The following is a 25729-nucleotide window of genomic DNA, read 5'->3' as shown; positions in this document are numbered from 1 at the left end:
CTTATGCCGAGAAACTTCAACGCTTTGGGAGCCGTGGCGCTGACAGCCGCCGTTTCCGCTTCATCCGCCTGGGCCGCCGAGTCCTCCGACCCGATCAAACTGACCTTGCACGACTGGTCCGGCCAGTTGATCAACACCAAGATCATGGGCAGCATCCTGCAGGAGGCAGGGTATAACATCGAATATGTCCAGGCAGACTATATCGCGCAGTTTGCCGGGCTGAAGACCGGCGATCTGCATCTGGCGATGGAAATCTGGGAAACCACCGGGCGCGAGGCGCTGGACGACGCGACCGCCTCGGGCAAAGTTGTCAATGCCGGCGAAACCGGACTGATGGCGATCGAGGAATGGTGGTACCCCGCCTATATGAAAGACCGCTGCCCCGGCCTGCCCGACTGGCAGGCGCTGAAGGACTGTGCCGAGGAATTCGCAACGGCGGAAACCTCTCCCTACGGGCGCTATGTCGGCGGCCCGGTCACCTGGGGCGGTTTTGACGAAGAACGCGTCGAGGCGCTGGAGCTGGAATTTGAAGTGGTTCACGCAGGCACCGACGCCGCACTGTTTGCCGAACTTGAATCCGCCTATCAGCGCCAGGACCCGATTGTCCTGTGGGTATATGTGCCGCACTGGGCGCCGGCCAAATACGACGGTGAATTCGTGGAGTTCCCGCCCTATTCCGCGGAATGCTACACCGATCCTGCGGCGGGGGTGAACCCGGATCTGGCCTATGATTGCGGCAAGCCGCGCGGCCCGATCTGGAAAGCCGCTTGGGCAGGGCTGCCGGAAAAATGGCCGGGCGCCTATGAGATCGTGCAGTCCTACCAGATTTCCAACGAAGAGATGAGCGCCATGGTCGGCAAAGCAGACCTGGACGGCGTTGATATCGATACAGTGGTGTCGGATTGGATGGCCGCAAACAAGGACCGCTGGTCCGGCTGGATCAGCAACTGATCTCACTCCCCGGGGCTGCTGCACGCTCTCAGGCAGCCCCGGCCTTTTCCCCTGCCCCGTCAATCAACCCGGCCGCATTCCGCGGACCGGTTCAGGAACCGCATTGATGACCCCCAAGACCAAACTCTCCTGCCGCAATATCTGGAAGCTGTATGGCGCCAATACCACGGTGTTTTTGAACGGCAACCCGTCCCCCAGCGGCGCGGAGATCCGCAAGGCGGGTATTATAGGTGCTGTACGCGATGCCCGCATCGACATTGCCGAAGGCGAGATATTTATCATCATGGGGCTGTCCGGGTCCGGCAAATCCACTCTGGTGCGCTGCCTGTCGCGGCTGATCGAACCCACCGGTGGCCAGGTGCTGTTTGACGGCGTGGATCTGCTGACCGCCAGCGCGCGTGAAATGATCGAAATCCGCCGCCACAAGATGGGCATGGTGTTCCAGCACTTTGCCCTGCTGCCGCATCTGACCGTTTTGCAAAACGTGAAGTTCCCGCTGACAGTTCAGGCTGCTCCCAAAGCCGAGGCGGAGGCCAAAGCCCGCGAGGTGGTGGAACTGGTCGGCCTAAAGGGCCGCGAGGATTATTACCCGCGCGAGCTGTCCGGCGGCCAGCAGCAGCGCGTCGGCATCGCCCGCTCGCTGGTGACAGAGCCTGATCTGTGGTTTCTGGACGAGCCGTTCTCGGCGCTGGACCCGCTGATCCGCCGCGAGATGCAGGACGAGTTCCTGCGCCTGCAGGCCCGTTTGCACAAAACCATTGTCTTTATCACCCACGACTTTGAGGAAGCGGTGCGCCTGGCCGACCGTATCGCCATCATGAAGGACGGCGAAATCATCCAGATTGCCACGCCCGAGGAACTGGTGCTGAACCCGGCCACAGATTACGTCGCTGAATTCACCCGCCACATCCCGCGCTCCAAAGTGCTGACGGTGGGTGGCATCATGACCCCCGGCACCGGCGGCGAAGGCGACCCGGTGCTGCAATCAGCGCGGGTATCGGAGGTGGCCGAGCAGATTATCGCAGCGGACGCGCCGCGCCCCGTAAGTGACGGCAGCGGCCGGATCGTCGGCAGTATCGGCCGCCAGGCCGTGGCCCGGGTGCTGTTCGGAACGGGGGACGCAGCATGAAGCCGCGCCTGCCGGCACAGGCCGCCTGGGGGCTGGTGCTGGCCACCATCCTGCTGGGCTGGTTCGGCCGCGATCTGGCTAAGGCGCTGGATGCGCGCTGGCTGATCAAATGGCCCTCCGGATGGGTGATCCCGTTCAAAACCCATATCTCCGCGGGCATGACCTGGCTGGTCGAAGACGCGGCCATAGGCCCGGTGTCTTTCACCGATGCCACCCGCGCCCTCGCCTGGCTGATCGAACAACCTTATGAGCTGATGCTGAGCCTGCTGGCGCATGGGTTTCTATTGGGTTCCGGCCCGGACCAGCAGATCCTGCTACCTGCCATCAGCTGGATTGCCGTCACCACCGCAGCTGTTGCGCTGGGGCATTACTGCCGCAGCTGGGGGCTGGCGGCGCTGGTCGGGGCCTGTTTTGCCTACCTTGCCGTATTCGGGCAGTGGGACAGTGCCATGGTGACGCTGGCCTCGGTGGTTATCGCGGTGCCGATCGGTGCGGTCGGCGGGCTGCTGGCTGGCATTTGGGCTTACCGCCATCCGCTGGGCGAGCGCATCCTGTCGCCTGTTCTGGACCTGATGCAGACCATTCCGATCTTCGCTTATCTGGTGCCGATCCTGTTCATGTTCGGCTTTGGCCCCGTTTCGGCGCTGGTTGCCACCATCATCTATGCTACCCCGCCGATGATCCGCATCACCATTATGGCGCTGAAGGCGGTGGACCCGGAGATCCTGGATTTCGGCCGGATGGCAGGCACGACACAACGCCAGCTGATGTGGCGGGTGCTGGTGCCCTCGGCCAGCCAAAGCCTGATGGTGGGCGTCAATCAGGTCATCATGCTGTCGCTGAACATGGTGATCATCGCCTCGATGATCGGCGCGGGAGGGCTTGGTTTTGACGTGCTGGCCGCGCTGCGCCGTCTGGATATCGGCGCCGGTTTTGAGGCAGGCATTGCCATTGTGGTGCTGGCCGTCGCCGTGGACCGGCTGAGCCAGGCACTGGCAGAGCGGATGGGCCAGGTTCACCACACGCCGCCCGGAACCTTCGCCGCCCGGCACAAGCGCACGGTGCTGGTGCTGTCCCTGCTGGCCGTCACCTGGGTTCTTGGCCGCTTCTCGCCGTTGCTGCTGGACTATCCGGCCAGCCAGACCATCACCACCGGCGATTTCTGGAACGATGCCGTCAAGTACCTGAATGTGAACTACTTCGACATGTTTGAGGCCGTGAAGGTGTTCTTCCTCCACTGGTTCATGCTGCCGATCAAGAAGATCCTGCTGGGCCTCCCCTGGCCCTGGGCCATCGCCATGCTGACGCTGCTTGGCTGGCGTGCGGGCGGCGTCGGGCTGGCATTGCTGTGCGGCGGGCTGTCGCTGCTGATCGTGGTCAGCGGCCTGTGGGCCAAGGCGATGGTCACAGTCTATCTCTGCGGTGCCTCGGTTATCCTGGCAACCCTGATCGGTGTGCCGCTGGGGGTTCTGGCGGCGCTCAACCGGCGTGCGGGCATCGCCATCAACCTGCTGATCGACACGCTGCAGACACTGCCCAGCTTTGTTTACCTGATCCCGGTGGTGATGCTGTTCCGGGTCGGCGATTTCACCGCGCTGATTGCCATTGTGCTCTATGCGCTGGCACCGGCAGTCCGCTATGCGGCCCACGGCATGCGCAGTGTCAGCGGCGAGCTGATCGAGGCGGGGCAGGTCTCGGGCTGCACCAAATGGCAGCTTCTGCGCCTGGTGCGCCTGCCGTTGGCACTGCCGGAGATCCTGCTGGGCATCAATCAGACCATCATGCTGGCGCTGTCGATGCTGGTGATCACCGCGCTGGTCGGCACCCGCGACCTGGGTCAGGAGGTCTATATTGCGCTGACCAAGGCCGACACCGGCCGCGGCCTGGTGGCAGGTCTTGCCATCGCCTTTATCGCCATCATCGCCGACCGGCTGGTCAATGCCGGTGCCCGCGGCGCCCGCATCCGCTTTGGACTGGAGAGCTGAGCATGAGCCAATCCGATCTGCTGAACCGCATCCGCGCCCTGCCGATCTGGCAAGGTGAAATAGACGTCAAACCGCTCGACGGCGGTATCACCAATGTGAATTGCCTGGTCGAGGACAGTGCCGGCAAATACGTGGTCCGCGCGGGCGATGATATCCCGCTGCATCAGGTGATGCGCTTTAATGAGCTGGCGGCCAGCCGTGCAGCCCATGCCGCCGGCCTGTCGCCCGCGGTGGTGCACACCCAAGACGGCCTGACGGTGCTGGAGTTTATCGAAAGCCGCACCCTGACCGAAGCGGACGTGCGCGGCCCGGCCATGCTGCCGCGGGTGCTGGAGCTGGTGAAATCCTGCCACCGCGATGTGCCCCGGCACTTGCGCGGCCCGGCGCTGGTGTTCTGGGTCTTTCATGTGATCCGCGATTATGCCGCGACGCTGCAGGACCAGAACAGCCCGCATGCGCCGCTGGCGACAGAACTGGCTGGCATCGGCAACGGCCTGGAACAGGCCGCCGGCCCCTTCGACATCGTCTTTGGCCATAATGACCTGCTCTGCAGCAACTTTCTGGACGACGGACAGCGGCTTTGGCTGATCGACTATGACTATGCAGGTTTCAACTCGCCGCTGTTCGATCTGGGCGGGCTCGCCTCCAACAACGGGCTGTCGCAGCAACAGGAACTCTGGCTGCTGGAAACCTATTTCGAAGCACCGGTGACAGACGCGCTGCTGCACCGCTACAGCGCCATGAAATGCGCCTCGCTGCTGCGGGAGACCATGTGGAGCATGGTCTCGGAAATCACTTCAGAAATCGACTTTGACTATGCGGCTTACACCGCCGGAAACCTCGCGCGCTTCCGCGCCGCACTTGACGACTTTCAAAACACCTGAGGACTGACATGACCGAACTCCCCTCAACTGCCAAGGCAGTCATCATCGGCGGCGGCATTATCGGCTGCTCAACAGCCTATCACCTGGCCAAACTGGGCTGGACGGATACCGTTCTGCTGGAGCGGAAAAAGCTGACCTCGGGCACCACCTTCCACGCCGCCGGGCTGGTCGGGCAGCTGCGCTCAAACGCCAATATCACCCAGCTCTTGGGCTATTCGGTCGACCTTTATAACAAGATTGAGGAGGAAACCGGCCTGGGCACAGGCTGGAAAATGAACGGCGGGCTGCGGCTGGCCTGCAACGAAGAACGCTGGACCGAGGTCAAACGCCAGGCCACCACCGCGCATTCCTTTGGTCTGGAGATGGAGCTGCTGACCCCCAAGGAGGCGCTGGACTTGTGGCCGCTGATGGATATCTTCGACGTGATCGGCGCCGCCTTCATGCCCACCGACGGCCAGGCCAACCCGTCCGACATCACCCAGGCGCTGGCCAAGGGCGCACGGATGGCCGGGGCCAAAATCTTCGAGGACACCGAGGTCACCGATATCGAGATCAAGGACGGCAAAATCCGTGCCGTGATCACCGAACATGGCCGGATTGAGTGTGAAAAGGTGATCTGCTGCGCCGGCCAATGGACCCGCACTTTTGCCAAGCGGTTTGGTGTCAACGTACCGCTGGTGCCGATGGAGCACCAGTATATGGTGACCGAGCCGTTCGAGGGCGTGCCGTCCAACCTGCCCACCCTGCGCGACCCCGACCGGCTGACCTATTACAAGGAAGAAGTCGGCGGGCTGGTGATGGGCGGCTACGAGCCGAACCCGATCCCCTGGGCCCAGGACGGCATCCCGCAGGGCTTCCACTACACGCTGCTGGACAGCAACTTCGACCATTTCGAGCAGCTGATGGAACAGGCGCTTGGCCGGGTCCCGGCGCTGGAGCATGCCGGTATCAAGACCCTGACCAACGGGCCCGAAAGCTTTACCCCTGACGGTAACTTCATCATCGGCGAGGCGCCGGAGCTGCAGAACTTCTTTGTCGGCGCCGGCTTCAACGCCTTCGGCATCGCCGCGGGCGGCGGTGCAGGCATGGCGCTGGCGGAATGGGTGAAGAACGGCGAGCCGCCGTTCGACCTGTGGTCCGCCGATATCCGCCGCTTTGGCCGCCCGCATTTCGACACCGACTGGGTCCGCACGCGAACAGTCGAGGCTTACGGCAAGCACTACACCCTGGCCTGGCCGCATGAGGAACACGACTCCGGCCGCCCCTGCCGCAAGTCGCCGCTTTACGACACGCTCAAACGCCAGGGTGCCTGCTTCGGCGAAAAACTCGGCTGGGAGCGCCCCAACTGGTTCGCCGATACCGCCAAAGGGGAAACGCCCAAGGACGTCTACAGCTTTGGGCGCCAGAACTGGTTCGAGGCGGTGGGCCGCGAACATAAGGCCGCGCGCGAAGCCGCGGTGCTGTTCGACCAGACATCATTCGCCAAATTCGCGCTGAAAGGCCCGGATGCGCTGGCCGCGATGAACTGGATCTGCGCCAATAACGTGGACAAGCCCGTGGGCGCGCTGATCTACACCCAGATGCTGAACAACAAAGGCGGTATCGAATGCGATCTGACCGTGGGCCGCGTGGCGCATGACGAATTCTACATTGTCACCGGCACCGGCTATGCCACCCATGATTTCGACTGGATCCGCCGCAACATTCCCGACGGCATGAACTGCCAGCTGTTCGACATCACCTCCTCCAACGCGGTGCTGTCACTGATGGGGCCGAAGGCGCGCGATATCCTGTCCGCTGTCACCCGCGACGATGTATCAAACGACGGTTTCAAGTTCGGCACTATCCGCACCATCGGCATTGCGGGCTGCCCGGTTCAGGCGCTGCGCGTCACCTATGTGGGTGAGCTGGGCTGGGAGCTGCACCTGCCGGTGGAATACGCCCAGACCGTCTACAATGCGCTGATGGAAGCCGGCCAGCCGCACGGTCTGATAAACGCCGGTTACCGCGCTATTGAGTCCTTGCGCCTGGAAAAAGGCTACCGCGCATGGGGAGCTGATATCGGGCCGGACCACACCCCGTTTGAAGCCGGGCTGGGCTGGGCAGTGAAGCTGAAGCAGGACATGCCCTTCAAGGGCCGTGCCGCCGCCGAAGCGCAAAAGGCCAAGGGTGTGAAGAAGATGCTCGCCTGCTTTACCGCTGATCCCGGTGTGGTGCTCTTGGGCCGCGAAACCATCTACCGGAATGGACAGCGCGTCGGCTGGCTCAGCTCGGGCGGCTATGGCTACACGGTGGGGCAATCCATTGGCTACGGCTATATCCGCAACTCAGATGGCGTTGATGCAGAATATGTGCTGAGCGGCGACTACGAACTGGAAGTCGCAACTGAGAGAGTGCCCTGCAAGGTGCAGCTCAGCCCGCTCTACGACCCGTCGATGAGCCGGGTGAAGGCCTGAGGCGGCACGCCTGGGCGGGGCGAAACCACTGGGTTACTGCCCCGCCCGTCCGCGCTGGTTTCGCCGGGACACCCCAGGACACTGGCACATCCCCCGGCTGGCAAGATCAGACTGCGTGCCAGAGCTGGAACAGCAGCCCCGCGGAAAAAGCTCCGCTGAGCGATAGGCCAAGGTACAGCGCAAAGACTTGCGGACGTGCCAGCGCCCACACGGCCATCGCTGCGGGGATCGAGGTCACGCCGCCGGCCACCAGAAAGGCAAGGCCTGCCCCCGGTGCCATGCCCTGCTCGATCAGCCCGCCGACCAGCGGCAGCGCCGCATAACCGTTCAGATAGGCCGGGACACCAACCAGCGTTGCTGTAATGATCGGCAGCAGCCCTTCACCGCCCAGGGCGGAGGTCACTGTTTCCGCCGGGATCCAAGCCAGCATCAGGCTTTCCAGAATAAAGGCCAGCAGCAGCCATTTGGCCAGGAACATCGTCGTGGTCCATGCAGTTGCTGCAAATTTTGCCCGGCGCTCAGCCTCAGTCCAGAATGCCCAGACCACCGGCTTGGGCGCGCGCAGCTTTGCTCCGCCGCAGCCGCCGTTTCCGACACCGTCACGCAACGCATCCTTCAAGGCGCCGCTCTGGTTCAGCAAATGGACAACCAAGCCGCCAAAAATGCCAAGACCCACTGCGGCTGCGGTTTTGGCCACCGCGAATTCAACGCCCAAAACCCCGGCGGTCAGAAAGAACATCGACGGATCCATGATCGGCGACGCCAGCCAGAACGCCATGACGGCGGACAACGGCACCCCCATCGACAGAAGTGCCGCAATAAGCGGGATCACCCCGCAGGAGCAGAACGGCGACAACCCGCCCGCCAGAGCGCCGAGCGCAATCATCAGAAGCGGTTTACCGGTAAAAGCCTTGGCAACCAGATTGTCCGCGCCAGTAGCGCCAGCCCAGGCCGCGATGGCAATGGAGAACAGCAGATAAGGTGCCGTATGCGCCAGCGCGGCCCCGGCAAAGACGGCACTGCCTGCAGATTGCGCCGGATCAAAAATGGCCAGCAGCAGCAGGATTGCGGCGGAGGCGAACCAGACCCGCTGCTGTTGGAAGAACCGCCTGAGGGATACACCTGGTCTTGGGGGGATGTTTGTTGCGTTTGCCATTTTTATATCACCGGTTTTATAGTTGTTTCAGATCGCAGAAAAGAACTGTTCACCTCATGCGACCTCCTCTTTGGCAGACAGGGTCACGCCCGTGCAGCATTCGGATGTCAGGAAATTCACCACGCCCAGCATGACGGGGTAATCAACCCGGTTGAACACTTCACGCCCGCGCTTATCCTGCACAACCAGTCTGGCATCCACCAATGCCGACAGATGATGCGCCAGCGTGGAGGGCGCCAAACCCAGATGTTCGGCAATCTCGCCGACCCGCAGCCCGTCCTCCCCTGCTTTGACCAGCAGGCGGAAAATGGCCAGACGGGCATCGTGGCCAAGGGCAGCAAGGGCGCGGGCGTTGTGGCTTGATATTGTCATGACGTCAAAATAACCACAAAACCGGTTATGTCAAGATGTGGACTATCACAAAGCATAAGCAATCTGCACCGCATACAGGGTCCGTCTCCCCTGCCCGCCACCCTGCGGCGGCATCAGGCCATGCAAAACCACGGCCTGACGGCTGATTTGCCCGGCCTAGCTGTTGGGCCGCACGCGGGCTGCGGTTTTGTTGGCAAAGGCCTCCAGCCGTTCACGCGCTGCCGGCTGCGTGTTCACAACGCCGGCCACGACGGCTTCGGCATAAGCCGCATCCATGCCCGACATGTTGTTCAAATGGCTGATCGCCGAACAGATGGCATAGTTGGTCAGCGGCAGGTTTTGCGCGACCTTATCGGCAAGCTCGACCGCCTTGTCGAAACTGGACCCTTCGGTAATGTATTGCGCCAGCCCCAGATCGACCGCTTCCTGCCCCTGATACACCCGGCCCGTCAGGATCATGTCAATCATCCGGTATTTGCCAATCATGTCGGACACCCGGATGGTGGCGCCGCCGCCGGTAAAAATGCCGCGCTGACCTTCAGGAAGCGCAAAATAAGTGGTCTGATCCATCACCCGGACATGGGCCGCGCTGGCCAGTTCCAGCCCGCCGCCGACAACCGCCCCCTGAAGGGCGGCAATGATCGGCACCCCGCCGTATTCCATCTTGTTGAAGGCCTCGTGCCAGCGCAGGCAGACATGCATGAAGTCATCCGGGCTGCGGTCTTCCTTCCAGTGCTCCACCAGATCCAGGCCAGCACAGAAATGGTCGCCCGCGCCTGCCAGCACCACCGCCTTTACGCCATTGCGATGCGCACCGCTGAAAAAGCAGATGAGTTCCTCAATCGTGGCAGCATCCAGCGCATTTCGCTTGGACGGCCGGTTGAGCGAGACAATAAAGACACCATTGTCCCGCTGTTCGATGGCGAGCTTTTCATAGGTTTGCGAACTGGCAGCTTGCGACATTGTTCTGGCCTTTTCCTTACTGTCCTGCCCCTGTCCAGGCCGGGAATTTCCATTGTTCAGATTTCGAAACCGGCATCGAACAGGCTTTTGCTGCCGTCGATGATCCGGGCGCTTTCGGTTCCGCATTCCACAAGAATATGCTGTGCGTAAAACACTGCGGTGGCGATTTTCTGTGTCATGAAGGCTGTGTCTTCGCCCTGTTCCAGCTTGGATTCAGCAGCCAGGACTGACCTGCCCAGCTGCCAGCCCGAGGCAAGATTGCCTGCCAGCATCAGAAAGGGAACACCGCCGGCATAGGCCGCATTGGGGTCGTTGGGCGCGGTCTCCAGAAGCCAGGCAAGGCTGGTCTCAAACGCGCGGCGCGCCTGCCCCAGCCGGTCTGCAACCAGCTGCGCCTTCGCGCTGCCCTTGCGCAAGTCCGCCTCAATCGACAGGATCATGCCGGCAAAGCGGCGGGCGGTCTTGCCACCGTCCCGCAGCACTTTGCGGCCCAGCAGATCATTGGCCTGGATCGCCGTCGTGCCCTCGTAGATCGGCAGGATCCTGGCATCCCGATAAAATTGCGCAACCCCGGTTTCTTCGATGAACCCCATGCCGCCATGAACCTGCAGGCCCATAGAGGTGACTTCCACAGACCGTTCCGTGCAGTACCCCTTGACCAGCGGCACCAGAAATTCGGCCATCTCCGACGCCTCGCGGGCCTGTTCGGCCTCGGCGTGCTGCGCCAGGTCCAGCCATCCTGCAGTGGCCATCGCCAAAGCCCGCCCGCCTTCGACCAAGGCCCGCATCCGCAGCAGCAACCGCCGCACATCCGGATGCTGAAGGATCGGCACAGCCTCCTTGGAGCTGCCGTCAACCGGGCGGCTCTGCACCCGCTCCTGCGCATAGCGCAAGGCGTGCTGATACGCGCGTTCCGATACGGCAACCCCCTGCACGCCCACAGAAAACCGGGCGGCCCGCATCATCACGAACATATATTCAAGGCCCCGGTTTTCCTCTCCCACCAGAAAACCGGTGGCGCCGTCAAATTCCAGAACCGCGGTCGGGCTCGCCCTGACGCCCAATTTATGCTCAATACTGACACATTGGACGGTATTGCGCCGGCCAAGCGATCCGTCTTCTTGGACCAGGAATTTAGGCACAATGAACAGGCTCAGCCCCTTTGGGCCGGCCGGGGCATCAGGGGTTCTCGCCAAAACAAGATGAACGATGTTTTCGGTCAGGCTGTGCGCGCCATAGGTGATGAAGATCTTTGTTCCGCTGATCGAATATGCACCATCCGCGCCGGGTTCCGCCTTGCACCGCACGCGCCCCAGATCACTGCCCGCCTGGGGTTCTGTCAGGTTCATGGTGCCGGACCATCGGCCGGAAATCATCGGCTCGAGGTATCGCTTTTTCTGCGCGCCGGAGCCGGTAAGCAACAGCGCCTCAACCGCCCCGTCGGTTAAAAGCGGGCACAGCCCGAAACTCATATCCGCTGCGTTCAGAATCTCAGTCGCGGCGGCCCCTGCGGCCCGCGGCAACCCCATCCCGCCAAACTCCTCCGGGTGCGGCAGGCTTTGCCAGCCCATCCCGGCGTATTGTGCATAAGCCTGCAGGTATGGCTCGGGCATCACGACATTTTCACCGTCGAACCGCGCACCGGTGTCGTCTCCGGAGCCAGAAAGCGGAGCAACCACGTCCGAGCAAAAGCGCCCGAACCCTTCCAGCGCAGCCTGGACATCCCCGGTTTCGATCCCGGTATAAGCCGCCAGAGATGCAACCCCGGGCCAGTCAGACAAATGCTCGATATTGAACATGATATCGCGAACCGGCGCCTGATAGGTCATTTTATTGCTCCGAATTTGGGTTCCTTCACGCCAACTACGTGTAGTTTGAGAAGGATTCCACGTCCATATGGGACAAAACCCTTTCCAAAAGTGACAACTGGCGCTGACCATCAAAGAAACGGCCGGTTCGGACCATTTTAGGGGCGTTGATGATGTGACCGCCCCCCGACGGCATCACTGTGCCAAGGTGGGTCTGCAACGATCCACAAAGGAGAGCGGTCATGTCAGAGATTATCACGGTCGGGCTCGATCTGGCGAAGACTGTGTTTCAGGTCCACGGGGCAGATAGAGCGGGGCAGCCTGTTCTGCGCAAGAAATTGCGGAGGGATCAGGGGCTGGCCTTCTTCAGCAGGTTGCAGCCCTGTGTTGTCGCGATGGAAGCCTGTGGCGGCGCTCATTTCCGGGGTCGTAAGATCGGCAAGCTGGGTCATGATGTAGGGCTCATCCCGCCCGCCTACGTGAAGCCCTTTGTCAAACGCCAGAAAATGATGCAGCCGATGCCGAGGCGATCTGCGAGACCGCGCTGCGTCCGACGATGCGCTTTGTGCCTGTGAAAGGCGAAGAGACGCAGGGTGCGGCGATGGTGTTCCGCGTGCGTGAGCTTCTGATCCGGCAGCGGACCCAGGCCATCAATGCACTGCGAGGGCATTTGAGCGGGTTCGGACAGGTCGCGCCACAGGGGGCGGCCAACGCGTCGAAGCTGATTGCAATCGTCGAAGCCCCGGAAAGCGGCTTGCCAGCCGATGCCATCCCCGCACTCAAGGTGCTGATCGCGGCCCTGACCCAGTTGGAGGCAGAGATTGTCAAGCTCGATGCCGAGATCGCCCGCCGGGCCAAGGAGAACGACGTGGCGCGCCGCCTGATGACGGTGCCGGGCATCGGCCCGCTGATCGCTGCGGCCATCGCGACCCTTGCGCCGCCGCCCGAGACGTTCCGCAAGACCCGCGATTTTGCGGCATGGCTCGGCCTCACGCCCCGCCAGCATTCGACAGGCGGCAAGCAGCGGCTTGGGGCCACTACGACCCTCCCGGGACATTGCGTGCCGCAATTCCCTGCCGGGCAGTGGATAGGCGAGCGGTCTCTCAGGCGGTTGCTGATCATTGACGCCAACAGCGTCATCATCAAACGTCACGTCCATGCTGCGGCCCGGCCGGGCACCTGGCTGGCTGGAAGGCTGTCACGCAAGCCACCGGTGCTGGTGAGGGTGGCGCTGGCGAACAAGATGGCGCGGATCGTCTGGGCCCCCTCTCGGGACATTGCTGCGCAATGCCCTGCCGGGCAGCGGATGGCCCGCGGCGGCGTCTACCAATCTCCGGCCGCGGTGGCATGAGCCAGCGGTAGGTCGCGAGGGCGCCGGAGCGTAAGAGGGCAAAGAGCAGTTTGGCGCAACAGTCGTGAGACGGGATCGGGAAAACCAGTGTGCCACAGAGTGCCCATGAGCACGCGGCGTTGATTTGGGGTCTGATCCGCGAACACCATACGGGCCCTGCGGCATGTGTGACGCCGCATACGAGGCCGGGTACATGTCAGCACCCGGTGACGTGCCAAGATCAGCTCTGAAGTTACCTCTTGCGCAAGGGGCGGTTATACATGTTGCAGAACTCCCTCTTGAGGCCTGGCTCCCCCTTTCCCCTCTGAACTTAGGCGACGCGGACGATCTCGGCGGTACCGAGTGCGTTGAAGCGGTTGATGAGTGCGATGCGGATGTGGATTTCGGCGGTTTGGCGGTCAGGGTCTCTTGCAGCGATGCGCTCGCCGAATGCTTTCAAGCAGCGCATCTTTGCCTCGACCCGGCTCCGGGCGTGGTATCCCGTCCAGCGTTTCCAGAAGGCCCGGCCGTAGTGCCGGGTGGCGCGCAAGGTTTCGTTTCTGACCTGTGCCGCCGGGCAGTTTTCTTTCCACGGCCGACCATTCTTGCGGATAGGGATAATCGGGGCGGCACCACGCTCGATGATGGCGGAGTGGCAACGGCGCGTGTCATAGGCTCCGTCTGCGGTCACGCTGCTGATCTCTTCGTCCTTCGGAATCTGATCGAGCAGTTCCGGCAGGACCGGGCTGTCCACTGCCCACTCGTGGTTTGCGCAGCATAACCACGAGTGGGGCCGTCGTGGCTGGGGGTGAATTCCCTCTCGTCAGATTTGCTTTGCAAATCGCCTGCCGGACAAGGGACAGCACGGATGTCAGACATGGCAGCATCCATCGCAAGATGCACTTTGCGCCCCTCTCATTGATTGCTCTGCAATCAACTGCCGGGCAGCGATTGGCGCCGGTGGGCGATAGCCCAGAGCACTATGAGGGCGTTTGGTGTTGTCGTGTTTCCTCCAGTCTTCGATGAGGATTTGAGCTTCTCGCAGGCTGTAGAAGATTTCGCCGTTCAAGAACTCGTCCCTGAACCGTGCGTTGAAGCTCTCGCAATATCCGTTCTCCCATGGAGACCCTGGTTCGATGTATGCGGTCTTCGCGCCAACAGCCTTGATCCAGTTCTGGACGGCCTGAGCAACAAACTCCGGACTGTTGTCTGAACGAATGAACGACGGCGCCCCGCGCAGAATGAACAGGCCGCTCAAGACATCGATGACGCTGCCTGAGTTCAGCTTGCGATCCACACGAATGGCAAGACACTCCCGACTGTACGCGTCGATGATGTTCAGTGTCCGGAAGGCTTTTCCATCGTCAGTGCGGCAATGCACGAAGTCATATGACCAGACATGGTTGCGCCGTTGTGGCCGAAGACGCGCGCACGATCCATCGTTCAGCCAGAGCCGTCCCTTTTTCGGCTGTTTCATTGGTACTTTCAGCCCCTCTCGCCGCCACAGCCTTTCGACCCGCTTGTCATTCACATGCCAGCCAGCGTCCCTCAGCAAAGCCGCAATCCGACGATAGCCATATCGACCGTATTGTCCCGCCAGCTCGATCATGCCGGCCGCCAATCGTTCTTCATCAGCGCGGCCTACTGGCACTTTGCGCTGCGTGGATCGATGCTGTGTCAGAACCCGGCATGCCCGGCGCTCCGGGATGTGCAGTTCAGCACGAACGCGATCAATGCAAGCGCGGCGGCGAGCGGGGCTTAGAAGTTTCCCTTCGCAGCTTCCGCCAAAATCAACTTGTCCAGCGTCAAGTCAGACACCGCCTTTCTCAGCCGTTCATTTCCTTCTGAAGACGCTTCAGTTCTTTCAGCTGGTCCGTGCCCATTCCACCGTACCTCAGCATCACGCTTGAACCAATGGCGCTGCGATGCTTCGATCTTCCAGCGATAAGACGCCTGTTCAGTCACACCAATCTGACGGATCGCATCCAGACGCGGCATACCTTGCCCAGTCAGAACCTCAACTTGCCGTAACTTCGTGACAATCTCCTCGGGCTTTGGCCGTTTGTTGGCCATGGTATTCCGCCGTTTTCCTAAACATAGCGGAGGACCACTTCAGTGGGGGAAAGAACCGCAGCCCGACCAGCCGCGCCTTATAGGTCGACGGGGTGACGTTCGTGTTCAACATGTGAAGCTGGTAAGCACGCAGATCTTCGGCGCTCGCAGTATCCGGTGATCGGCCTTTGAACTCGGCAAGGTATCGAACCGCCCGGATATGGGACTTCTGTGAGTTCTCGCCCAGCCCTTTGATCCGCATATCTTCGATCATTCGTTCACGCAAATGCGTGGTCTTGGCGTCCGCCATGGGACCCTCCTGTCATCAGATTGAGAAGATCCCAATCGACAGACAGGTTCGTCAGTTCGCAAAATGCACTCGGCCAAACGCAAAGCGGAACACCAGCCACAAGTAACATTGCCGCGGCAGCGGCTTCGTCCTTGTCCGGCGACCTGCAAATTCCCACATCCAAAAATGCTGCGCGATGCGCGAATGGCCGGAATCGCCGCCGCGCCGCAGCACGAGAATCTGCGCAGATGCAGAAAAATTTGCGCTGCGAGCGCGCGCAGCGAAAAATTGCAATGACGCCAGGCAGCCTGTTTCGTTGAAAAACTCTTCCTTGATTGACACATGAACTGCTGATTCAATTCCCGTATCGAGCGGAGGGATTGATCATGTTGGGACCGAGGCAGGAAGCGCAAGGTGCGCTGTTCTGCGAGTTCTCCATTGAGGATCATGCCCCTCAAGATCACCTATTGCGGTCCATTGACCGCATCGTCGATCTGAGCGACATCCGTCAGTATCTGGTTGATTTCTACAGCTATACAGGCCGCCCTCCGATTGATCCGGAGTTGCTGACCCGAATGCTATTGGTTGGCTATTGTTTGGGCATTCGGCCTGAATGGCGTTTGTGTGAAGAGGTGCATCTGAACCTGGCGTTTCACTGGTTTTGCCGCCTCGATCTGACGGATGCTGTGCCGGATCATTCCACCTTCTCTAAGAACAGGCACGGTAGGTTCCGAGACAGCAATCTGTTACGCCGCTTGTTGGAAGCGACGGCGGCGCGTAGCATCGCCGAAGGACTGGTCAGCGGCCAGCGCTTTGCAGCGGATGCCAGTTTGATTGAAGCGGACGCGAACAAACAAAACTCGACACCCAAGGAAGATTGGGATCACGGCACCATCACCCCCGACGACGCACCACGTGCCGTGCGCGAGTATCTCGGCGCACTGGACGACGCGGCTTTTGGCGCAGCAACAATGGCCGAACCAAAGTTCACGTCCCATTCCGGCCCGTCCAGCCAATGGACAGCAGCCCGCAAAGGCCCTGCGTTCTTTGCCTATTCCACCAACTATCTCATCGGCACAGATCACAGCATCATCGTGGACGTCGAAGCGACCCGGTCGATCAGAAAGGCAGAAGCGGGTGCTGTCCGCACGATGCTGGATCGGGTCAAAGGCGGGTTTGGCCAGCACCCGGAACGGATCATTGCGGACACGGCATACGGCTCCGGCCCGATGTTGGGCTGGCTGGTGGGTCGCAAAATCGCGCCACATATTCCAGTTATCGACAGGGCTGGCCGGACAGATGGAACCTGGACACGGGCTGACTTCGAATGGGATGCTGAGAACAATTAATACATCTGCCCCGAAGGTCAGGAACTGAAGCCGTTCCGCCGTAACTACTCCGATCCAAACAGGGGACCAACCGGCAAAGGTGTCGCAAAATACCGGGCGCTCAAGCTCACCTGCCAATCATGCCCATCAAAGGCCCGTTGTTGCCCCAGCATGGACACCCGTTCCATCACCCGGGAAGAACACGAAGACGCCCGTCAGATTGCACGCGATATTGCAAAGACCAAACAATACGGAATCTCGATGAAGCTGCGAATGAAGATCGAGAGGCTCTTCGCCCATCTCAAACGCATCCTTGGCCTCGGACGGCTCCGATTACGTGGCCCATGCGGCGAAAATGACGAATTCCTACTCGCCGCAACCGCTCAAAACCTCCGCAAACTGGCCAAGAACTTTCCTGCACCGCAGCAAGCCCGCAAAGCGTGATCAGAAAGGCGCCTGCACTCTGTTTGAGACGCTACTTTCTGCGCCAGCAACACGTTGTTTTTCAACAGAATCGGGACGGAACAGACGCCAAGCAGCCGCCCGAAATCGTCGAAGCAGACCTTCACCTTTTCTCACAAAGCCCGAAGCAAGCACAAGGAGGCTGTCATTAACTGGAGCATTCAGTGACGGCGAGGTGAACCGGACCTTACTGGAACGGCGTTGCGCCATGCATTCGACGCTTTGCAGCGTCGGCAGATCCGTTCACCGAACCCTTCACTCCAGAACGCGGTGTTGCAGCGCAGGCACTGGCGCTCCCGCGGCACGTCTTCGCGGGCCGGAGCCAAGAATACTTCATTTTGATCGGTATTGGTCATGATTGGCCTGCCTCCATTATTCAGAGCCGCTCCTTTTGCCGCATGTACTCAAACTGCTAGTCATGCCGTTCGCCATCCGGCTCTGATATTCCCAAACCAGAGTAAAGGTGCCGGATCTGAGCTTCGGAGACACCGTCGGATTGCATAACAAGGCGCACCATCGGATCGGCTAGCATTTCCTCGAAGATGAACGTCGACAGCTCTTTTCCAGAAAGCTTGTCTTTGGCCCGGGCGCTTTCGAGATCCGCCAATGAAACGGTCAGGCTCCTCGCCAGACCAGGGTGTGATTTCCGGGGATGCAGATGCACCAGAACCGAAGCCTTCCAGGCTTGAGGATCCAGGTGGTCAGGAGGCGCGGATAATTCGGTTTCAATATCATATTCACCAGCGGGGAGTGCCTCATCAAAACCCGGCAAGGTGAAGGATCGGGAAAATACTGCGACGGTCCTGCTGCTGAGCTGATCCATTAATTTATCTCTCCTCTGCTGCTGAGCTGTATTTGCGCGACCCATAGCGTGTATGTCTCCGCCGCTTGAATGTTTCCCTGACCTCCAAGCGGCAGGATTGGGCGTTTCCGGGGTTTTGAAAGACGCCCGAAGTCCGCCACAGCTTGCAAAGCTGCAGAGGGCTTTGGTTCCGGCAAGGCCGCCACAGGAGCCATCCGGTCTTTGAGAGAGATGTTGCGATCGCCTGACGGCCGGAGCCATTTTCATGCCAGCGGCGAGGCACGGAAAGATGCGCAACTGAAACCAATATAGGCATTCACTGCACCATTTACTACGGAACGCCGCAGAAGGAGGCCTCTGATTGCGGTTTGGAGCAACGCTGTTAAGGAAACGCCAGGATCAAAAAAACTCAGGAAGCCGGTCGTTGCGGCTGGCGGCGGCACCTTCTGTCAATGTTCTGTTTCCGTGTAGAACCTTCGAAACATCGGGGGCTGCCATGGCGCGCACAAGGGCGCTGTAGCTCATTTTCAACGACATCTCGCTGCCGATGCGAAGGGGGCAATTGGTCGTCTCAACCACAATGTGATCGCTGGTCGCACCGGCAAAGGTAACAGCCGCTGGAAAGGCCAGCCCGGCAGGGTCGGTGTCTTGCAGCCCGAGGGCCAGGATCGAGCGGGTTGTCCAATGATTGCCTGGCACCAGGCTCAGCGCCGAGAGGGCCGGGTCGGATAATTTCAGCGGTACCGGCTTTGATTTGATTTTCGTCTCGATCACCTCAGCCAGCAGCGTGAAAGCATCTGTATGAAGCCCGCTGATCGGATGCCCCGAAACAGGGTCAGTGCCCAGCAGGATGGCCTCGCCTATGCGCAAATTGTTGATCCGCCCTGCCGCCCCGCCATCGAATGCCCATGGCAGGTTTGCGGAACTTCCCCCGGAAACCACTTCGGCGAAGGGTCCGCACATCTGCTCAATGTCATCAGCAAGGGTTGAGAGTGCCGCCATCATCCCGGAGGTGGGGGCTGCACCAGCCAGACAGGCGAAATTTGCGCCTATACCTTTGAGAAGCACACCCGGCGTCCTGGTGACGTGAAGGGCAGCATCCGTCAGATCCTCAGGCATGATGCCTTCCCGCCCATCCCCCATTTCCACCATCAGAATTATCTCGTGACGAATGCCTCTGCGCAAGGCCGCAGCGGCAAGCTTTGCAATAACGCTGGTCTCTGTATTGCAGCTTGCTTCACAAGTTTCGACGATTTGCCCGGCCTGGCTCAGCATTGGGGTCCGGATCATCAGGATCGGACAGGTCAGCCCTGCTTTGCGCATGCGTCTTACATTGGCAAGCCGCGCATCTGCCAATCCGATCGCGCCGCCGTCCAGCATCGCCCTTGCAATGCCAGGATGACCGCACACGCCTTTTGTGACCCCTGTGACGGTAATTCCGCGCGGTTTCAGACGCTCAACTAGACATCGCGTGTTGTCGCGGATTTTGTGCAGGTCAATTTTGATACGCGGTGCGGTCATAACGCTGCCGCAACAGGCATTGGCCGCAACCGGGGGTATGCGGACAGGACAATTTCGGCAAGATGCGCCGCGGGGCGGCTGAGGGCATCGCTGACAGGAAGGCCCAGGTTGCCGGCATGTTCCTTGATCGCGGCAGTGAGTCCGGCTTCCGTCATCCCCTCGTGATTGAGTGTCACGCCGATCACCTTTGTGTTCGCGAAGGCTTCAATCAAGGCGATTTCGTCACCGGGATCAGGCATGGCCATGTTTGGAAAGTCGCAACGGTGCGCCCGCTTGGGGGCGTGCTGAAGGATCACCGCGTCCGGCTGGCTGCCGCGCAGAATGAATGCAGACGTGCAGAATGCCGGATGGCTGAGTGCGCCCTGGCCTTCGATCAGAATGACATCAGGCTGTTCACCTTCGGATGCCGCGACAATGGCCCCTTCAAGTTCCCCGCAGCAGAATTGCGGCGGCACTGCGTCCATTGCCACGCCGTATTTGGCCCCCTGCATCAGGCCGGTCTGGCCGGTGCCAACCAGAACAGTCCTGATCCCTTGCGCATTCAGTTCGCGGGCGAGAAGCGTTGCCGTCGTCCGCTTACCAATCGCACAATCAGTTCCCAGTACAGCAATACGGATTGCCTTCACATTCGCGACACTGCCGTCAAACAGACGCATGTCCTTGCTGCTCCGCGGTTTGCGGATATCGCGAAGGGAAACACTGCGCGATTTGGCTGCCAAGGCGATCTCCGGATCGTCACTGAGGTATTCATGCAGCCCGCTGACAATGTTCATCCCTAAAGATACTGCATCCAGCACAACACGGCGGTCATCTGCCGACAGTTTTCCGTCTGACGGAGCCATCCCATAGATCAGCGTGTCAGGAATGACTGCCTCGTGAGTAACTGCCGTTTCAAGATCGTCAAAGACTGGAATGTGGTTCGGGGCGCCGTCAAGGATCTGCCCGCTGTCACCTCCTGCGTGATCACTGTCGACCACCGAGAGTATGCGATAGGCTTGTGAGTGCCGGACAAGCCCGTTTGCTGTCTTGCCGTCGACACGTGCGAAATTCCCTTCGCAATACACGATTGCGGTGGGGGGGCGAGCGGCGGGGGAACCGCCAGGTTTCTGAGAGCGTTCAGATAATCGTAGTTGCGGACCGCTGGCATTTTGCCATACCGGCCTTCCCGCTTTGACTGCGGTTTCCATGGAATTTCCTTCTGAGAGGCCCGCGTTCAGGGCATTGGTGCTCTTGATGCAGGTATTGATGCTGCCAAGCCGGCAGCCGGAGGTGCGGCGCCTAGTTGTTCAGAACACAGCGGCCTTTCTTCTGCTGAAAATTCTTGTTGCACTCCCAACGGTTACCCGTCCTGGCAAGATGTGCATTTTCCGGCAGTTCAATCAGGATACAGTGGTCACCGGACACTGCGTAGCCGCGCTCGCATTTCCACTGCCGGCCATAAGCCGACGCATTCAGGAAGGCGTGTTCTGGAACTTCGATAACTGCGCAGGCGCCGCCTTTAGCTTCGAAACCGCGGTCGCAAAGCCAGCTTGGCCCGTGTGTGCTGTTGGTCAGATAGGCGTCAGGCGGCAGAACTATTTTCTGGCAGAAATCGTCGATCTTTCTATAACCGCGCAGGCAGTTCCACCGAGTTCCTGAGGGGGCAAGATACCCGCCTTCGGGCACAAACACTTTAGCACAGGACGCCCCTTCGGCCTCAATGAACCCGTGTGAGCATTCCCACCCGGGACCATAGCTTCTGTGTGTGGGGTAGGCATTTTGCGGAACGACGACGGCTATGCAGGCGCTGCCGACCGCCCGGTAAGACCGGTTGCATTCCCAGCCATCACCGTAACTGCTTTTATGTGCATTCTCTGGCACTGAAAGAGCAACCGTCTCTGAAAATGCAGGTTGAATAAAGGCTGCCAGCAGACCGAACACCACAATAAGGCGTTTGATCATTGAGTGCAGAAAACGTCTTAATTCCATCACCCGGCTGAAGTTCTCCGCGTTGGCGCGAAGAAGCGGTATTGGTGGAAGAAGATTACGATGCATCTAATTCCAGCCCGGCCAGACAAGCCTGCGCCAGATCACGGTTTGGCGTTTCAGCGCCCGGAACTGTTGCCCAGCCCGTTGCAATAACCGCGTCCCGGCGTTTGAAGGACATCGTTTCCTGGATTGACGCCAGCTTGGCGATCCGGTCGGTGTCTGTTTTGGCCATGTTGACGCACACTGGCACCAAGGCTGCAATCAGTTCGTCATGGGATCTGGTGCTCGCCATTGCCTCTGCATGACCTCCTGTCACCCAGCCGCCCCAAGAAAAACCGGCAATAGTAATAGAAACCGCGCCAATCAAGGCACCGTAAACGCCGGGTTTCAGCCATTCGGGATAAGTCATTTCTAGTCCTCCTGCGGAGAAAGCGCCGCCTCGCTATGATTGCTGTTATGTGTGGAATCCGCTGTCGCGGTTCAGCGCCGTTTCCAAATCCTTCTGAGTGATCAGGCGCAGTTCGGTCCGCCCCGCGCGGCCGCCCCTGCCATGGACCAGCAGGTAGGTTGCTGTGGTTCGGTAAGCTTCGAAGCTGAGCCCCTGAATAAGCTCCTCTTCCACGATAACTTCGTACCCACCCGAAGGAAGTTCGTCAGCGTAGCCAGCTAAGGCAAACGGATGGGAAAACGTCACCATCAGTCTGGACGACCGTGTGTTCATCCTGTTTCTCATTGATGTCCTGTATGGCGGCTGCTTGCAGCTGCTGCCGCGGGGCGCCTCGTAACCTGTTGCGCGAGATCACGGCAGCGCTGAGTGTCATCGAGACTTTAAGCTGAAAGGAATGGTCACGTGCTGATCGATGTTAGCGCCTGACGGTTTTCCAGCTTGGGCGGTTCCAGGTGTGGTTTTGATCAACCGGAGAGGCGGGTGCTTTACAGCCGCTGCTCTGTGCCCGGGTATAGGGCTCTCTGAAGCCATAGGATGATCTGGTGCCTGGCCCCAATCGGCCGCGTCTTTCGCTGACGGAGAAAGCCTGATCCCTGACAAGCCTCCGCAACGCAGCGCCGCTAGCTAACCTAGGTCAGTGCGCACTGATCGGGATCCAGCTAAGCATCTCGGACTGGCCATGCATTTGCCAGCGGGGGTATTACGAGTGCCAAGAAGCGCGGAGGATGTGCCGGCCTAATTTGGCTCGGCATATGGTTCGCGCTTCTTGTTTTCCGCGAACGCCAAAGAAAGGACAATCGAATGACACCTGAAACAAGAGAGATGTCCATAAAACTGGCCTCTGTCAGGGCTGCCTGCGAAAGGGCTCCTGCCGGGCCACGGAAAGACACCGCCTGGAAGCATTACCGGCTGGCCGAGCTGGCGCAGAGCGAGGAAAACGATGCTGAAATGTACAAAGAGCTTGATGCGGCAAAACTAGCCCTCGTGTAACCTTCCTATTCCGGACCGGTTTTCCGGCCGCCCAGGTTTTACCCGAGGGCGGCCGCTTCATTTCAGAAGCGGCCCAGCCTGATCCAGATATCCCGGATCGAAATCCGCCAGTGCCACCAGGCGGTCAAAACTGCCGAACTTCACATAACCGTCGCGGAAGGTGACCAGATCTCGTTCCCGCAGTTGGCGCAGCACACGGTTCACATGGACTGCGGTCAGTCCCAGCGCGTCGGCCAGGTGGTATTGCGTTAACGGACAGGCATAGCCCGCCTTGCTTCCCATCCCGACGAGAGCCAGCCTTGCACCAAGTTCCAGCAGGAAATGCGCCATTCGGGCATCCGCATCACGGCGCCCAAGTCCCACAAGATGCTCCACCACCATTGCTTCGTCCCGGGACGCTGCCCACAGTATGGCTGCCGCCAGCCTTGGGGTATCGGCAAATGCCCCAAGAAGGTCTTCTGCCAGAACTTCGGCAGCTTCGATCTCCACGATAGGTTCAATGCTATGGTCAGAGGTGCGCAGAAGAACGCTGCGCAATCCCAGGAAATCACCCGGTATCTGAAAGTCAACGATCTGGCGCGACCCCTCCTGCTGAATTTTATAGGAGCAGGCCCAGCCGGAGGACAGAATATAGGCAGCTTGTTCCGGCTGCCCCTGATGCACAAGGTCGCTCCCGGCAGAAAAAGTTCTGCGGCGCTGGTGCAAACGCTCCAGCACGGCAAGCTCATCTTCTGACAATACGGCAAAAGCTGATAGCTTTCTTGTAAACGGGCTATTTTTGATAGCGTTCATGGCCCCCCCCCCGGACAGACGCGGCAGTTCAGAACGCCCCCAGGACAGGGACTGCTCTCGATCAGCCCAGCATACTCCGTTTTCTGCAAAGATGCCCTTGATCACCAGTCTGCCACATTGGCTTGATATGCAATGCAAGAAAGGAGAATGCAGGATGCCTGAGTATTCCGACAAGGCGGGAATGGCCGCCTTATCAATTTGCGAGGCGCTGCTGCTTGCCATGAATGACCTCCAAGTGATGCCGGAGCATGAAATCACCGGAATCCTCCGTGACGCAGCAGCCTCACATGAAAACGCTGCCGGTACGGATGCAGAAGTCGTAACTCACAAGGCAGCAGCCGCTCTGATCAATCAGATCATCGCCAACGGAAACTCTGTCCGGCGGCCGTGATTGCGGCTCCCGGCAAGCGGCGCGAAGGGCCGAAATCGGGAAGCAATCAATGCTTTGCAAAGCCCGCTTCCTGCGCAGCCCTGCCGCTCGGGCCAGGCGCTGCATTCGGCGTTTTGGGTTCGACCCGCCAATTTGCCGCAACCAGCACGAGTAGCTGATCCGGGGTGAGTCGCCTTTAGTTGCGCCCAGCACTAACTGAAGTTGAGCGGTAAAAACTGCCCGGCACCGAAGGTGCAGCCTGGGCGTCTCCAGTGCCCCTAACCGACTTCTAACTTACGCGGCCAATCTGTTTTGCGCCCCTCGCAGAAGCAGACCAATGATGTCGGTACGCGTGAGAATACCTGCCAGGCGGCCATCCTTCGGTACCGGCAAGCAACCGCCCCAGATCTGCCACGCCGATGTTGGCAGATTGATGGAAGCGCTCCAGCAACTCCTCCAGCTCGTCATTGCTGAGACCCACGCGGACCTCTTGCGGCTGCACAGGCGTCTCTAAGGATTGGCCAAACGGGTACATCCGGCCTGTGACCCAGTTAATCAGAACACCCGTCAGGACTAAAGCGGCCATCAGAAGGTCAACTGGTACGATCGCAAAGGCAAAACCTGCATCAAGGACCGGCTCCGGTTCCAGTCCCGCCAGCAAGGGAATTGCCCCGTCCGGAGGATGCAGGGCCCGCGCGATCATCATTGCGAAGATCGCGGCGGCCACAGCCAATGCCGGTTGCCAGGGCATGGGCACGGTTTTGCAAGACTGCAACCGCTGCCGCGGCGGAAACAACATTGCCGCAGATTGCCGACCAGGGCTGCGCCAGCGGGGAATTTTGGACGGCGTAGATTAAAACCGCGGAGGCGCCCAAGGCGGCGAGCAGGCGCATTGGAACCCCTGCGATTTCCGGCCAGACAAGCGCGAACAACGCGCAAACACAAATCCCGGTGGCGGCACCCGTCGCCACGCGAGGGTTTTCCGTATCTGTGCTGGCGGCAATACCGGTGAGAGATGGCGCAAGAGATTTGACTTCAGCTGCATGGCTCCGCCTGCCCGGAAATGAACCACCCGCCGGTAAACTGCGCACAAAACAGGCGCTATGAAAACGTTTTATCGCCCGGCAACTCTTCGGTGGCTCATGGTTCGGCACACAAATGTTCTTCCAGCCTTGCAGCATCCCTTTCGCCATTGCAGGAAGCCACGGTTACCCAGAACCTCAGGCAGAAAGAAGACATAGTAAGCCGCGTTTCGTACTTGTTTTCCTGCTCACTAACCGGGTGTGTCTTGCAGTTGGCAGGCCAAACGGGGACGGCGTCGCAAATTTCAGCCACTCCCTGCAATTAGCGTCCTGCCAAGCCCCTGGTCACTGCCCTTGACCAGTTTGGGTTCCTTGGCCGGTTCACGGCGGATTACGGATTATCTGCCGCCTCCGACAATGTCAGCAACGGAACCAGATCCGCCTTGTTTCTGATCAGATCGGCGACGGTGCTGCGGTCGAGGACACTCAGAAACGCATCGACCGCTTCAGCAAAGACCCCTCGAAGCCCGCATTGGTGAAGGTTTTCTGATGCGGGCCGCGGTGTGAGGGTGCGGCTTGGCGCGACATCGGCCCGCGTTGGAAAACCTCCCAAGGTGGAAGCCGCGGGACTCTTGGGGCTGTCTATGGGGA

Annotated in this window: 21 protein-coding genes and 5 pseudogenes; 9 read left to right on the top strand and 17 right to left on the bottom strand. The window is 60.1% G+C overall.

What is annotated here, in order from left to right:
• Positions 1-3 precede the first annotated feature (3 nt).
• The 5 genes from K3555_RS05125 (at position 4) to K3555_RS05105 (ending at position 7405) form a co-directional block, all read left to right on the top strand.
• Positions 4-951: an ABC transporter substrate-binding protein gene (locus tag K3555_RS05125; protein WP_260007639.1), complete on the top strand. Its 948-nt coding sequence runs from the start codon at positions 4-6 to the stop codon at positions 949-951.
• 106 nt (positions 952-1057) lie between these two features.
• Positions 1058-2080 (top strand): glycine betaine/L-proline ABC transporter ATP-binding protein, encoded by a 1023-nt coding sequence (locus tag K3555_RS05120; RefSeq protein WP_260007638.1) that lies wholly within the window; start codon positions 1058-1060, stop codon positions 2078-2080.
• Complete coding sequence (locus K3555_RS05115; protein WP_260007637.1) at positions 2077-4065, top strand: proline/glycine betaine ABC transporter permease; 1989 nt, start codon at positions 2077-2079, stop codon at positions 4063-4065. Before K3555_RS05120 ends, K3555_RS05115 begins: the two co-directional genes overlap by 4 nt.
• A 2-nt stretch (positions 4066-4067) precedes the next feature.
• Entirely contained in the window at positions 4068-4949 is an 882-nt protein-coding gene (locus K3555_RS05110; protein ID WP_260007636.1) for a phosphotransferase, read from the top strand.
• 8 nt (positions 4950-4957) lie between these two features.
• Positions 4958-7405, top strand: a complete 2448-nt coding sequence (locus K3555_RS05105) for an FAD-dependent oxidoreductase (RefSeq protein ID WP_260007634.1) — start codon at positions 4958-4960, stop codon at positions 7403-7405.
• Between the two features lie 106 nt (positions 7406-7511).
• On the opposite strand, the gene K3555_RS05100 is transcribed toward K3555_RS05105, so the two are convergent.
• The 4 genes from K3555_RS05100 to K3555_RS05085 form a co-directional block, all read right to left on the bottom strand.
• A complete protein-coding gene (locus K3555_RS05100) occupies positions 7512-8561 on the bottom strand; it encodes a permease (RefSeq protein ID WP_260007633.1) in 1050 nt (349 codons plus the stop codon).
• 54 nt (positions 8562-8615) lie between these two features.
• Positions 8616-8933, bottom strand: a complete 318-nt coding sequence (locus K3555_RS05095; protein WP_259990730.1) for a helix-turn-helix transcriptional regulator — start codon at positions 8931-8933, stop codon at positions 8616-8618.
• 156 nt (positions 8934-9089) lie between these two features.
• On the bottom strand, positions 9090-9896 hold the full coding sequence (gene dmdD / locus K3555_RS05090) for a methylthioacryloyl-CoA hydratase (protein WP_129370120.1): 807 nt from the start codon (positions 9894-9896) through the stop codon (positions 9090-9092).
• 56 nt (positions 9897-9952) lie between these two features.
• Positions 9953-11725, bottom strand: coding sequence for an acyl-CoA dehydrogenase (locus K3555_RS05085; protein ID WP_260007632.1), 1773 nt, complete (start codon positions 11723-11725; stop codon positions 9953-9955).
• A 221-nt stretch (positions 11726-11946) separates the two neighbouring features.
• Between K3555_RS05085 and K3555_RS05080 the strand changes: the two are divergent.
• Positions 11947-13055 (top strand): annotated as a pseudogene (locus K3555_RS05080) (IS110 family transposase).
• A gap of 310 nt (positions 13056-13365) precedes the next feature.
• Here K3555_RS05080 and K3555_RS05075 read toward each other — a convergent pair.
• The 4 genes and pseudogenes from K3555_RS05075 to K3555_RS05060 form a co-directional block, all read right to left on the bottom strand.
• Positions 13366-13943: pseudogene (locus K3555_RS05075) on the bottom strand (IS5 family transposase); the annotation flags it as partial.
• Positions 13906-15107 (bottom strand): annotated as a pseudogene (locus K3555_RS05070) (IS3 family transposase). The pseudogenes K3555_RS05070 and K3555_RS05075, both read right to left, overlap by 38 nt.
• Positions 15052-15396 (bottom strand): site-specific integrase, encoded by a 345-nt coding sequence (locus tag K3555_RS05065; RefSeq protein ID WP_260007631.1) that lies wholly within the window; start codon positions 15394-15396, stop codon positions 15052-15054. Before K3555_RS05065 ends, K3555_RS05070 begins: the two are co-directional and overlap by 56 nt.
• Before the next feature lie 51 nt (positions 15397-15447).
• The gene (locus K3555_RS05060; protein ID WP_260007630.1) at positions 15448-15717 is read right to left on the bottom strand and encodes a hypothetical protein; all 270 of its coding nucleotides are present in this window, start codon (positions 15715-15717) and stop codon (positions 15448-15450) included.
• Between the two features lie 44 nt (positions 15718-15761).
• Between K3555_RS05060 and K3555_RS05055 the strand changes: the two are divergent.
• Positions 15762-17147, top strand: a pseudogene (locus K3555_RS05055) (transposase).
• Between the two features lie 179 nt (positions 17148-17326).
• Here the strand turns inward: K3555_RS05055 and K3555_RS05050 are convergent.
• The 7 genes from K3555_RS05050 to K3555_RS05020 form a co-directional block, all read right to left on the bottom strand.
• Entirely contained in the window at positions 17327-17521 is a 195-nt protein-coding gene (locus K3555_RS05050) for a hypothetical protein (protein ID WP_260007629.1), read from the bottom strand.
• A 56-nt stretch (positions 17522-17577) separates the two neighbouring features.
• A complete protein-coding gene (locus tag K3555_RS05045) occupies positions 17578-17988 on the bottom strand; it encodes a hypothetical protein (RefSeq protein WP_260007628.1) in 411 nt (136 codons plus the stop codon).
• A 378-nt stretch (positions 17989-18366) separates the two neighbouring features.
• The gene (locus K3555_RS05040; RefSeq protein WP_260007627.1) at positions 18367-19488 is read right to left on the bottom strand and encodes an alanine/ornithine racemase family PLP-dependent enzyme; all 1122 of its coding nucleotides are present in this window, start codon (positions 19486-19488) and stop codon (positions 18367-18369) included.
• Positions 19485-20675 (bottom strand): DUF1611 domain-containing protein, encoded by a 1191-nt coding sequence (locus K3555_RS05035; protein ID WP_260007626.1) that lies wholly within the window; start codon positions 20673-20675, stop codon positions 19485-19487. The genes K3555_RS05040 and K3555_RS05035 overlap by 4 nt, the downstream gene beginning before the upstream one ends.
• A 91-nt stretch (positions 20676-20766) precedes the next feature.
• Positions 20767-21522 (bottom strand): hypothetical protein, encoded by a 756-nt coding sequence (locus K3555_RS05030; RefSeq protein ID WP_260007625.1) that lies wholly within the window; start codon positions 21520-21522, stop codon positions 20767-20769.
• Positions 21512-21865, bottom strand: a complete 354-nt coding sequence (locus K3555_RS05025; protein WP_014875288.1) for a hypothetical protein — start codon at positions 21863-21865, stop codon at positions 21512-21514. Before K3555_RS05025 ends, K3555_RS05030 begins: the two co-directional genes overlap by 11 nt.
• 45 nt (positions 21866-21910) lie before the next feature.
• Positions 21911-22177 carry a hypothetical protein gene (locus K3555_RS05020; protein WP_259990715.1) on the bottom strand — a complete coding sequence of 89 codons (267 nt, stop codon included), beginning with the start codon at positions 22175-22177 and terminating at the stop codon, positions 21911-21913.
• A 528-nt stretch (positions 22178-22705) separates the two neighbouring features.
• On the opposite strand from K3555_RS05020, the gene K3555_RS05015 reads away from it, so the two are divergent.
• Complete coding sequence (locus tag K3555_RS05015; RefSeq protein WP_027246853.1) at positions 22706-22894, top strand: hypothetical protein; 189 nt, start codon at positions 22706-22708, stop codon at positions 22892-22894.
• A 57-nt stretch (positions 22895-22951) separates the two neighbouring features.
• Here K3555_RS05015 and K3555_RS05010 read toward each other — a convergent pair whose 3' ends face one another.
• A complete protein-coding gene (locus K3555_RS05010) occupies positions 22952-23686 on the bottom strand; it encodes a Crp/Fnr family transcriptional regulator (RefSeq protein WP_260008488.1) in 735 nt (244 codons plus the stop codon).
• 154 nt (positions 23687-23840) lie between these two features.
• Between K3555_RS05010 and K3555_RS05005 the strand changes: the two genes are divergently transcribed.
• Entirely contained in the window at positions 23841-24077 is a 237-nt protein-coding gene (locus tag K3555_RS05005) for a hypothetical protein (protein ID WP_260007624.1), read from the top strand.
• 268 nt (positions 24078-24345) lie between these two features.
• Here the strand turns inward: K3555_RS05005 and K3555_RS05000 are convergent.
• Positions 24346-24949 (bottom strand): annotated as a pseudogene (locus K3555_RS05000) (HPP family protein).
• Positions 24950-25729 lie beyond the last annotated feature (780 nt).

It is taken from the genome of Leisingera sp. M527 (assembly GCF_025141525.1).
Taxonomy (GTDB): Bacteria; Pseudomonadota; Alphaproteobacteria; order Rhodobacterales; family Rhodobacteraceae; genus Leisingera.
This window is presented reverse-complemented; position numbering and strand designations above follow the sequence as displayed.

What these genes read in the sequence shown, in the direction of transcription:
- K3555_RS05125 (WP_260007639.1), top strand. Translation starts at nt 4, where the DNA reads ATGCCGAGAAACTTCAACGCTTTGGGAGCCGTGGCGCTGACAGCCGCC.
- K3555_RS05120 (WP_260007638.1), top strand. Translation starts at nt 1,058, where the DNA reads ATGACCCCCAAGACCAAACTCTCCTGCCGCAATATCTGGAAGCTGTAT.
- K3555_RS05115 (WP_260007637.1), top strand. Translation starts at nt 2,077, where the DNA reads ATGAAGCCGCGCCTGCCGGCACAGGCCGCCTGGGGGCTGGTGCTGGCC.
- K3555_RS05110 (WP_260007636.1), top strand. Translation starts at nt 4,068, where the DNA reads ATGAGCCAATCCGATCTGCTGAACCGCATCCGCGCCCTGCCGATCTGG.
- K3555_RS05105 (WP_260007634.1), top strand. Translation starts at nt 4,958, where the DNA reads ATGACCGAACTCCCCTCAACTGCCAAGGCAGTCATCATCGGCGGCGGC.
- K3555_RS05100 (WP_260007633.1), bottom strand. Translation starts at nt 8,561, where the DNA reads ATGGCAAACGCAACAAACATCCCCCCAAGACCAGGTGTATCCCTCAGG.
- K3555_RS05095 (WP_259990730.1), bottom strand. Translation starts at nt 8,933, where the DNA reads ATGACAATATCAAGCCACAACGCCCGCGCCCTTGCTGCCCTTGGCCAC.
- dmdD (WP_129370120.1), bottom strand. Translation starts at nt 9,896, where the DNA reads ATGTCGCAAGCTGCCAGTTCGCAAACCTATGAAAAGCTCGCCATCGAA.
- K3555_RS05085 (WP_260007632.1), bottom strand. Translation starts at nt 11,725, where the DNA reads ATGACCTATCAGGCGCCGGTTCGCGATATCATGTTCAATATCGAGCAT.
- K3555_RS05065 (WP_260007631.1), bottom strand. Translation starts at nt 15,396, where the DNA reads ATGGCGGACGCCAAGACCACGCATTTGCGTGAACGAATGATCGAAGAT.
- K3555_RS05050 (WP_260007629.1), bottom strand. Translation starts at nt 17,521, where the DNA reads ATGACCAATACCGATCAAAATGAAGTATTCTTGGCTCCGGCCCGCGAA.
- K3555_RS05045 (WP_260007628.1), bottom strand. Translation starts at nt 17,988, where the DNA reads ATGGATCAGCTCAGCAGCAGGACCGTCGCAGTATTTTCCCGATCCTTC.
- K3555_RS05040 (WP_260007627.1), bottom strand. Translation starts at nt 19,488, where the DNA reads ATGACCGCACCGCGTATCAAAATTGACCTGCACAAAATCCGCGACAAC.
- K3555_RS05035 (WP_260007626.1), bottom strand. Translation starts at nt 20,675, where the DNA reads ATGGAAACCGCAGTCAAAGCGGGAAGGCCGGTATGGCAAAATGCCAGC.
- K3555_RS05030 (WP_260007625.1), bottom strand. Translation starts at nt 21,522, where the DNA reads ATGCATCGTAATCTTCTTCCACCAATACCGCTTCTTCGCGCCAACGCG.
- K3555_RS05025 (WP_014875288.1), bottom strand. Translation starts at nt 21,865, where the DNA reads ATGACTTATCCCGAATGGCTGAAACCCGGCGTTTACGGTGCCTTGATT.
- K3555_RS05020 (WP_259990715.1), bottom strand. Translation starts at nt 22,177, where the DNA reads ATGAACACACGGTCGTCCAGACTGATGGTGACGTTTTCCCATCCGTTT.
- K3555_RS05015 (WP_027246853.1), top strand. Translation starts at nt 22,706, where the DNA reads ATGACACCTGAAACAAGAGAGATGTCCATAAAACTGGCCTCTGTCAGG.
- K3555_RS05010 (WP_260008488.1), bottom strand. Translation starts at nt 23,686, where the DNA reads ATGAACGCTATCAAAAATAGCCCGTTTACAAGAAAGCTATCAGCTTTT.
- K3555_RS05005 (WP_260007624.1), top strand. Translation starts at nt 23,841, where the DNA reads ATGCCTGAGTATTCCGACAAGGCGGGAATGGCCGCCTTATCAATTTGC.